Raw genomic sequence first — 9,577 nt, forward strand, 5'->3', positions numbered from 1 at the left:
GCAGACTGTCAGTTCTATGCGCGCCCGGTCAGTCCCCTGTGCAGCCCGTCAGTCCTGCGCGCGGCCCGTCAGGCAGCCGCGCTCGGCCAGGCACTTCAGTGAGTAGCCGGCCGCCTCGGCCGCCGCCGTCTCCGCGTCGCCCGCCCGGATCGCCCCGACCAGCCGGGCGTGATCCATGTGGTCCTCCGGCCGCAGCTCGTGCCCGACGTCGTCGCGCAGCCAGTCCCGCAGCAGATCCCCCAGGTCGGCGTAGAGCCCGATCAGTACGTCGTTGTGCGAGGCAGCCACCACCGCCAGGTGCAGGGACGCGTCCGCGGTGACGAACTGCTCCGCGTTCCCCGAGGCCCACGCCTCCTCGCGCCGCGCGAGCAGCGCGTCCAGCTGCCTGATGTCCTTCTCCGTCCGCCGCTGCGCCGCCAGCCGCCCTGCCGAGGACTCCAGGGTGGAACGCAGCTCTGCGATGTGCAGCGGGTCGGCGTCGGCGAACCGGCGGTGCATCACCCCCGCGAGCTCACTCGTCGCCCGTACGTACGTCCCCGAGCCCTGACGGATGTCGAGCAGCCCGTTGTGCGCGAGGGCGCGCACCGCCTCACGGACAGTGTTGCGGGCCACCCCCAGCTGCTCGACGAGTTCGGGCTCGGTCGGAATGCGTGAGCCCACGGGCCACTCGCCCGAGGTGATCTGCTGGCGCAGCGCGCTGATCACCTGGTCGGAGAGTGCGGAACGCCGGGCAGAGGTCAGCGTCATGGTGCTCCTGGTTCGGGGCGGAGCCGGCGCCACGAAGGGGGTGGCCCCGGAACGGAAGGGGTGCGGAGTCCGGATTGGACAACCAATCATCCCATGATTCTATGATGGACCTCATGCCAGTCGACGAGTCCCGGACCCTGAGCCCCGAACCGAGCACCGCATGCACGCCCCCGGCCACCCCCGCACCGCCCGAGCCCTCCCGCGAGGGCTCCGTCTGGCTCGTCCGGCTCATGGTCGTCGGCCTGGTGCTCGCCGCGCTGAACCTCCGCCCCGCCATCACCAGTCTCGGCCCGCTCCTGGAAGAGGTCCGCCTGGGACTCGGGATGAGCGGCGCCGTCGCGGGCCTGCTCACCTCGGTGCCGTCCGTGTGCTTCGCGGTCTTCGGGATCATGGCCCCCCGGCTGGCCCGCCGCTTCGGCCCCGCCTCCATCGTCTTCGCCGGCATGACCGCGATCGCGATCGGTCTGCTCCTGCGCCCCTTCGCCGGCGGCACGGCGGGCTTCATCGCCGCCAGCGCCCTCTCCCTCGTCGGCATCGCCGTCAGCAACATCCTGCTGCCGGCCATCGTCAAGCAGTGGTTCCCCGACCGGGTCTCCACGATGACGGGCCTGTACTCGATGGCCCTGGCCATCGGCACGTCGCTGGCCGCCCTGTCCACCGTGCCCATGACCAGGGCGCTGGGCGGAAGTTGGCAGACCGGCCTCGCGGTGTGGGGCATCCTCGCGGCGCTCGCCCTCTGCGTCTGGCTGCCGCTGGCCGTCCGGCACGGCCGGGACCGGCGCAGTGCCGGGGCGCGGGCCGGACAGGAGACCCCGGACGTCGAGGCCCTCGAATCCGCTGCCCGGACCCCGTCCGCCGCACCCGCCCTGTCGATGGTCCGCAGCCGCACCGCCTGGGCGCTCGCCCTCTTCTTCGGACTCCAGGCCACCGCGGCGTACATCACGATGGGCTGGATGCCGCAGATCTTCCGCGACGCCGGCATCTCCGCCGGAACGTCCGGCATGCTGCTCGCCCTCACCATGGCGATGGGCATCCCGCTCGCCTTCGTCATCCCGCGCGTCGCCACCCGGCTGCCGAACCAGGGCCCGGTCGTGCTGGTCCTCGGCCTGTGCGGTCTTTCGGGATACGCCGGCCTGTACCTCGCCCCGGCGGGCGGGGCCTGGGCCTGGGCGCTGCTGCTCGGCATCTCCAACTGCGCGTTCCCGCTGGCCCTCACCATGATCGGGCTGCGTACCAAGAGCCACCAGGGCGTGGTCAAGCTGTCCGCCTTCGCCCAGAGCGTCGGCTACCTGATCTCCATCCCGGGCCCTCTGCTCATCGGTGTCCTGCACGACGCCACCGGCGGCTGGGGACTGCCGATCGCCCTGATGGCGGCACTGATGGTGCCGCAGATGGTGGTCGGCGTCCTGGCAGGCCGCAACCGCACGGTCGAGACCGAACTCGCCTCCTGACCCGAAGCCCCGCCGCGGGGGAGGGGGCAGGGGTGGGGGCACAGGACAGGGCAAAGGGTGCGAGACTGGCCGCATGCCTGTGCTCGAGCCGAACCCCCCGAACGGTCACAAGAAGCTGCTGATCGTGCTCGGCGCCATGCTCGCCGTCACCGTGATCATCGCCGTCATCGCGACACTCGCCTCCCCGTAGGCCCCGGGGTGGGGCTGCCCCCACCATCCCCTAGGGGGCTGGGATCAGGGTCAAGTGGGGAGTTCACCGGATGGGCCCGCACCGCCGCACTCCGTAGGTTCGAGGTGTCCCGTTCGCAGAGCGCCCACCCACCCCCGGAGGCGGCCATGTCGGCCCCCATGCACACCGTCCGCCGCACCACCGCCCCGGGCAAGCGGCTGCCGTGGTGGTCCGTCGCGCTGCCCGTCGTCGCCTTCGTGGCGCTGTTCGTGCTGATGGCGGGGGAGGGCAGAGCCAGCGCCGCGGTCGGCGGCGCGGACGCCCCGGGCCTCGCGTACCTGCTGGAGCGAGTGCTCGGCGCACTCTCCCTCTGAGCATCCCGCCCTTCGCCGAACAGGGGTGGGGGAGCACGTCAACACCCCGGGCCCCGGAGTGCGTTTCGTGCGAAGCTGGAATGCATGAGCGTCGAAACACCCCGCAGGATCGTCCTTCTCCGGCACGCCAAAGCCGACTGGCCGCAGGTGTCCGACCACGACCGGCCGCTCGCCGACCGGGGCCGCAGGGACGCGGCCACCGCAGGCCGCAAACTGGCCGACAGCGGCATCGGCTTCGGCCTGGCGCTGTGCTCGACCGCCGCCAGGACCCGCGAGACCTGGAAGCTGGCCGTCCAGGAGATGCCGCAACGGCCCAAGACCCTCTACGAGGACCGGCTGTACGAGGCCTCCCTCGGCGAAATCATCGCCCTGCTCAACGAGGTGCCCGACGAGGTCACCGACCTCCTCGTGATCGGCCACAATCCCGGAATGCACGCGGCGGCCGACGCCCTCGCCGGCCAGGCGGACCCCGACGCACTCGCCCGGATGACCAGGGGCGGCTTCCCCACGGCGGCGTACGCAGTGCTCGGATTCACCGGCTCGTGGAAGACGGTGGAGCACGGAGCGGCGCGGCTCACGGAGTACTGGGCCCCGCACGACTGACGGGCCCCACCGCGTACGCACCACTCGTACCCACCAAGGGCGGGGCCCCGGAAAGCAAGTGCTCCCGGGGCCCCTTCGTCGGTCGGCCGGCCGTGTCCGGCCGGCTCAGTGCAGGTGTACGGCGTCCCCGTCCGCGGCCTCGACCTCTTCGCGGGTGATGCCCAGCAGATAGAGGACGGTGTCCAGGAACGGCACGTTGACGGCGGTGTCGGCGGCCTGCCGCACCACCGGCTTGGCGTTGAACGCCACACCGAGACCCGCCGCGTTGAGCATGTCGAGGTCGTTCGCTCCGTCGCCGATGGCCACCGTCTGATCGAGCGGCACACCGGCCTCCGCGGCGAACCGGCGCAGCAGCCGGGCCTTGCCCGCCCGGTCCACGATCTCGCCGACCACCCGCCCGGTCAGCTTGCCGTCGACGATCTCCAGGGTGTTGGCGGAGGCGAAGTCGAGCGAGAGTTCGTCCTTCAGCGCGTCGGTCACCTGGGTGAATCCCCCGGACACCACACCCACTTGGTACCCGAGCCGCTTGAGCGTACGGACGAGAGTCCGCGCGCCGGGCGTCATCCGCACCTCGGTGCGCACCTTCTCCACGACACCGGCGTCCAGACCCGCCAGCAGCGCCACGCGCGCGTGCAGCGACTGTTCGAAGTCCAGCTCGCCGCGCATCGCCTGCTCGGTGACGGCGGCGACCTCGGCCTCGCACCCGGCGTGCGCGGCGAACAGCTCGATGACCTCGTCCTGGATGAGCGTGGAGTCCACGTCCATCACCACCAGCCGCTGGGCCCGCCGGTGCAGCCCCGCCGACACCACGGCCACGTCCACACCGATCCCGGCGGCCTCGACGGCGAGCGCGGTGCGCAGGGGCTCGGTCTCGACGCCCGACACCGCGAACTCCACGGCGGTGACCGGGTACTTGGCGAGACGGAAGATACGGTCGATGTTGCCGCCGCTGCCGGTGATCCTGGCCGCTATGGCGGCCGTCGACTCGGCGGTCAGCGGGTGCCCGAGCACGGTGACGTGCGAACGGCCGCTGCCGCGCGGCCGGTTGTCACCCGTACCGGAAATGATCTCGGCCTGGAGCTTCAGCGAATCGGCCCAGCTGTGCACGGTCGCCCGGAGCTCACCGGCCGCGGCGACGGTCGGCTCGGTCACGAGCGCGCACAGCACGATGCGGCCACGGGTGACCACCTGCTCGATGTCGACGACGTCGACGGCGTAGGCGGCGAGGGTGTCGAAGAGCCCGGCGGTGATCCCGGGGCGGTCCTTCCCGAAGATCTTGACGAGAAGGGTGGGGACGTCGGTATTCGGCAGTGCGCTCATGGTGCCCCCACCGTATCGGCACCCCGCCCCGCCCTCACCCCCCGTCCCGCCCACCGGACAGCCCCGCCCCGGCTCCCGCTCACGTGCGGCCGGTCATGCGGGGCCGACGGCCCGCCAGGCGCGGCGGTCCGGCTCCCCGCCCGCACGTGGGGCTACCTCCGCCCCCGCCCCGGCACCCCCGGCGGCGGAGGCCCCTCCTCCGGCGGCGGGGAAGCAGCCGCCCCAGCCCCCTTCCCGCCCCGGGGACTGCCGCTGGCACCCCGGGGACTGCCGCTCCCGCGCCGGGGACCGCCACTCCCGCCCCGGGGGCCGCTGTCCCGGAACTCCCCGCTCTCGGGGCTCCCACCCCGCGGGTTCCCACCCCGCGGGCTCCCCGCCCCGCCTGGCGCAGGCGGTGGCACCGGCGGCGCGGGCATCCCCGCGATCGTCGGCGCCGCGTGTCTCCCGTCCTTCGTCCTGCGGTGCGGCACCGGCCCCAGCGACCCCGCGGGCGGTGGCGTCCCGGCCGCCTCCGCGTCCGTCCGCCGCGCGTCCCCCCGCAGATACGGATTCGCCTCGCCGGCCACCGGCTCCCCGTAGCCGGGCGAAGGGCGGTAGGGCCCCGGTACGTACGCCAGGTCCGGATACGTCCGGTCGCCCCTCCCCGGCACCCCCGCCCAGGGCCGCGCCAGCACCGCGGTCCGCCGCCCCGCCGCCCCGGTCGCGCAGGCCAGCACCGCCCCGAGCGCTCCGGCCGTCACCCCCCAGGCCACCCCGAGCAGCAACGCCATCGCCACGTTCCCGCGCAGCGAGATCCCCGCTCCGAAGGCGTCGAAGCCCAGCACCGAGAGCGACGCGTCCGCCGAAACCCCCGTCAGCCACACCAGCAACGGCAGCCCCACCCCGGCCACCGCACCCAACGCCACCGCGGCCTGCCCCGCGTACCCCGCCACCGAGAGGTCGTCGCGGGGCGTCCGGGAAGCCGCGAGCACCCCCGCGCACAGCATCATCAGCACCGCGGCGACGGCCAGCAGCCACACCCGCCCGTCCAGCTCGGCGAGCCGGGCCACCGAGAGCGGCCGGTCGCCGCCCCCGGAGAGCAGCTCGTCGAGGGGAGCGGGCAGTACCTGGGCGAGCTGTCCCGTGGCGTGCCCGTCCCAGGGCACGAACAGCCCCAGCGGCACCGCCAGCCACACCCCGTTCGGCGCCCCGAGCAGTGCGGCCCCCAGCACCCGCCCCGGGTGGTCGTCACCGACCGCCGCGTACCCGGCCGCCGCCACGCCTGCGAGCACCGCCACCAGGAACACCGCGGCCAGGGCGGACGCGGCCGGCCGCAGCACCCGGTGCACCGCGTCCCACGCGCACGGCAGCGGCGTCCGGCGCGAGGCGAGCAGCGCGATCAGCAGCACCCCCGCCACCCACAGCGCACCGCCGATCAGCGAGTCCCCGGTATTGACACCGAATCCGACCGTCGCCTTCGCATCCGCCAGGTCGGAGAGCCGGTCGGGCAGGAGCCCGCCGATGTCGCCGAGCGAGTCCGGAAGGCGGTCCGCGATACCGCCTGGAAGATCATTTCCGGGAATTCCGCCCAGTCCGAGCTTCGCACCGTCAATCGTGATGACGTCGTGACCCGCCCAGGCGAGACCACCCAGAGTGACGACGAACAACGCCACCACCGATCCCGCGCGCACCGCCAGTTCGCTGCCCTGAATCACCGGCCCGGCACCCCTCAGCGAACGCAGAAAGAAGAACGAGAGCAGCAGCGCGCCGACCAGACCCACCCCAAGTGGCGCAATATCGACGGCCGTTCGCGCCGCGGCGCCCTCGACCCCGAAGGCCGAGACGTTCCCGGTCGGAGTGACCGAGCCGCCCACCGCGAGCACGATCACCGCAGCCGTCAGCGCCGGTAACGATCCGGCCGCATCCGCTCCCAGTAGATGCAGGCCGAGCGCCGAGACGCCCGCCATTCCCGCCAAAGCCCAGCTCACAGCGGCAATAGCAGCAAGCAGAACCTCACCCCACCGCACACCGACCCGGCCGTTCGCATCCATCTGGCCACCCGATCCGTACCGGTATTTCCCAGTTGTCCCGCTCGCGCATGATCCGTACGCAGTCATACGGACTCATGGGCGCTTACTACTCTCCGGGGGTGTTTCGGCTGCGTCAACGGGCGCGTCCCGGGCGCGCGCGCCCCCTTTTCACATGGCCCGACTTTCGTATTCGAGCCGGAGCCTGAAATAGTTCCCCACGATGTTCACCATCCCTAGACTCCCGGTGACGGGCGTAACTACGGGGGACAACTAGTGGGGCATGGAGTGCCGGAACTCGTACTGGAATTGAATGGAAGGACCTGGACGCTCGATCCGTCCCGGTCGTACACCCTTGGTCGCGATCCTCAGGGTGACGTGGTCATAGACGACGCCAGGGTGTCCTGGCGGCACGCCTCGATCAGCTGGGGCGGCCGTAGCTGGGTGATCGAAGACCACGGCAGCACCAACGGCACGTACGTGCAGGGCCAGCGCATCCACCACACGGAGATCGGCCCCGGCTCCGACGTACACCTGGGCAACGCCACCGACGGACCGCAGCTGATCCTGACGGGAGCGGGCGCGGCGCAGCAGCAGCCCTCGCACCAGCAGGACCCGCCGCAGTCGCAGCAGCCGAGCTGGCAGCAGCCGTCCCACCAGGGAGCGCCGGCCCAGCAGCCGAGCTGGCAGCAGCCCCAGCACCAGGCGTCGCCCCAGCACGGGCAGCCTGCGCAGGGACAGCAGCAGCCGAGCTGGCAGCGCGCGCCCGACGCCCAGGGCCACGCACCCGCGCAGCGCGGACCCTCCGGTGGTGCCGCGGGGGCCCCGCCGGTGTACGGCGACCGCAGCCCGACCACGTTCCACCAGATGGCACTCGGCCGCGTCATGCGCATCGGCCGTGCCCTGGAGAACGAGCTGGTCGTCTCCGACCTCCAGGTCTCGCGGCTGCACGCCGAGTTCCACTCGACGCCCGACGGGCGCATGGAGATCCGCGACCTCGGCTCGCACAACGGCACGTACATCAACGGCCAGCCGATGCAGAAGTCGGGCACGGCGCTGCTCGGCCCCAACGACATCGTCGGCGTCGGCCACTCCACCTTCCGCGTCGTCGGCGACCGGCTCGAAGAGTTCGTCGACACCGGCGAGGTCTCCTTCTCCGCCCGCCACCTCACGGTGACGGTCGACGGCGGCAAGGACATCCTCAAGGACGTCTCCTTCGGCGTCCCCGAGAAGTCCCTCATCGCGGTCATCGGACCCTCGGGCTCCGGAAAGTCGACCCTCCTCAAGGCGCTCACCGGCTACCGGCCCGCCAACAAGGGCGACGTCCTCTACGACAACCGGAACCTCTACAAGCAGTTCGCCGAGCTGCGCCAGCGCATCGGTCTGGTCCCGCAGGACGACATCCTGCACAAGGAACTGACCGTCAAGAAGGCCCTCAAGTACGCCGCCAAGCTGCGCTTCCCCGCGGACACCTCCGAAGCGGAGCGCAACCAGCGGATAGACGAGGTCCTCGGCGAGCTCAAGCTGGACATCCACAAGGAGAAGAAGGTCACCTCCCTCTCCGGTGGCCAGCGCAAGCGTGTCTCGGTCGCCCTGGAGCTGCTGACCAAGCCCTCGCTGATCTTCCTGGACGAGCCCACCTCGGGCCTCGACCCGGGCATGGACCGCGACGTCATGCAGCTGCTGCGCGGCCTCGCCGACGACGGCCGCACCGTCCTGGTCGTGACCCACTCGGTGGCCGAGCTCGCCATCTGCGACAAGCTCCTGGTGATGGCCCCCGGCGGCTCCGTCGCGTACTTCGGTCCCCCCGAGGAAGCTCTCAACTTCTTCGGCTACAGCACCTGGGCCGACGTCTTCTCCGCCTTCGAGAACTACCGCGACTACGACTGGGCGGGCCGCTGGCGCGGCTCGCAGCACTACCAGATGTACGCCGCGGACATCGACGCCGTCGCCGCCCAGCCCGTGCACATGCCGCCCGCACAGCAGATGCGCCCGCCGAAGCCGCAGGGCTGGGGTGCGCAGCTGACGACGCTGGTGCGGCGGTACGTCTCCGTCATCGCGTCCGACAAGGGCTTCATGGGCCTGATGGTGATCCTCCCGGCCGTCCTCGGCCTGGTCAGCGTCGTCATCCCGGCGGACTTCGGCCTCGGCCCGCCCAAGGCGCCCTCCCGCTTCAACGGCGACGCGGGAACCATCATGCTGATCCTCGCGGTCGGCATGTGCTTCTCCGGCGCCGCGAACTCGGTCCGCGAGCTGATCAAGGAACGGGTGATCTACGAGCGGGAACGGGCCACCGGCCTCTCCCGTTCCGCCTACCTGATGTCCAAGGTCATCGTCCTCGGCGTGATCACGGCCTTCCAGGGCGTCATCATCTGCGCCATCGGCTTCTCCACCCGGGCCCTCCCGGAGGAGGGCCTGATCATGCCTCCCGCGGTCGAGATCTGCGTCTCCGTGATCGCACTCGGCTTCACCTCGATGATGTTCGGCCTCGTCATCTCCTCACTGGTGAAGACCTCCGAGAAGACGATGCCGCTGCTGGTCATGTTCGCGATCGTCCAGGTCGTGTTCACCGGCATCCTCTTCCAGGTGTACGGACAGATCGGCCTGGAGCAGTTCGCCTGGCTGATGCCGTCCCGCTGGGCGATCGCCGCTGCCGGCACCACGCTGGACCTGGCGCACCTGATGCCGCCGTGGGACCAGAAGAACCCGACCGACCTCGACCCGCTCTGGGAGCACACCGCCTCCCAGTGGGGCATCAACATCGCGATCCTGCTGGCACTCGGCGTGATCTGCGGCTTCCTGGTCGCGCGCCTGCTGCGCCGCCACGAGCCCGAGGTCATGCGCAAGTGACGCACTGACGCGTACGACGAAGGGCGGCGCGGGCGATCCGGCTGGTCAGGGGGAGGG

Annotated in this window: 8 protein-coding genes; 5 read left to right on the top strand and 3 right to left on the bottom strand. The window is 71.7% G+C overall.

All coding sequences use genetic code 11. From position 1 onward, the window contains the following. Positions 1 to 48 precede the first annotated feature (48 nt). The gene (locus tag ACFWVV_RS04790; RefSeq protein WP_384357785.1) at positions 49 to 747 is read right to left on the bottom strand and encodes a FadR/GntR family transcriptional regulator; all 699 of its coding nucleotides are present in this window, start codon (positions 745 to 747) and stop codon (positions 49 to 51) included. Positions 748 to 851: 104 nt separating this feature from the next. Here ACFWVV_RS04790 and ACFWVV_RS04795 point away from each other — a divergent pair, with 104 nt between their 5' ends. The 4 genes from ACFWVV_RS04795 (at position 852) to ACFWVV_RS04810 (ending at position 3,344) form a co-directional block, all read left to right on the top strand. Continuing rightward, complete coding sequence (locus tag ACFWVV_RS04795; protein WP_384357783.1) at positions 852 to 2,198, top strand: CynX/NimT family MFS transporter; 1,347 nt, start codon at positions 852 to 854, stop codon at positions 2,196 to 2,198. Positions 2,199 to 2,271: 73 nt separating this feature from the next. Then, positions 2,272 to 2,388, top strand: coding sequence for an SGM_5486 family transporter-associated protein (locus ACFWVV_RS04800; RefSeq protein WP_384357781.1), 117 nt, complete (start codon positions 2,272 to 2,274; stop codon positions 2,386 to 2,388). A 146-nt stretch (positions 2,389 to 2,534) separates the two neighbouring features. Continuing rightward, positions 2,535 to 2,741: a hypothetical protein gene (locus ACFWVV_RS04805; protein ID WP_384357779.1), complete on the top strand. Its 207-nt coding sequence runs from the start codon at positions 2,535 to 2,537 to the stop codon at positions 2,739 to 2,741. Positions 2,742 to 2,825: 84 nt separating this feature from the next. Then, complete coding sequence (locus ACFWVV_RS04810) at positions 2,826 to 3,344, top strand: SixA phosphatase family protein (protein WP_384357777.1); 519 nt, start codon at positions 2,826 to 2,828, stop codon at positions 3,342 to 3,344. 105 nt (positions 3,345 to 3,449) lie between these two features. On the opposite strand, the gene serB is transcribed toward ACFWVV_RS04810, so the two are convergent. Both serB and ACFWVV_RS04820 read right to left on the bottom strand, forming a co-directional pair. Continuing rightward, on the bottom strand, positions 3,450 to 4,664 hold the full coding sequence (serB, locus tag ACFWVV_RS04815; protein WP_384357775.1) for a phosphoserine phosphatase SerB: 1,215 nt from the start codon (positions 4,662 to 4,664) through the stop codon (positions 3,450 to 3,452). A gap of 152 nt (positions 4,665 to 4,816) precedes the next feature. Then, entirely contained in the window at positions 4,817 to 6,631 is a 1,815-nt protein-coding gene (locus tag ACFWVV_RS04820) for a streptophobe family protein (protein ID WP_384357773.1), read from the bottom strand. Positions 6,632 to 6,946: 315 nt separating this feature from the next. Between ACFWVV_RS04820 and ACFWVV_RS04825 the strand changes: the two genes are divergently transcribed. Next, positions 6,947 to 9,520, top strand: coding sequence for an FHA domain-containing protein (locus tag ACFWVV_RS04825; RefSeq protein ID WP_384357771.1), 2,574 nt, complete (start codon positions 6,947 to 6,949; stop codon positions 9,518 to 9,520). Positions 9,521 to 9,577 lie beyond the last annotated feature (57 nt).

Source organism: Streptomyces sp. NPDC058663, from assembly GCF_042716745.1.
Lineage (GTDB): Bacteria > Actinomycetota > Actinomycetes > Streptomycetales > Streptomycetaceae > Streptomyces.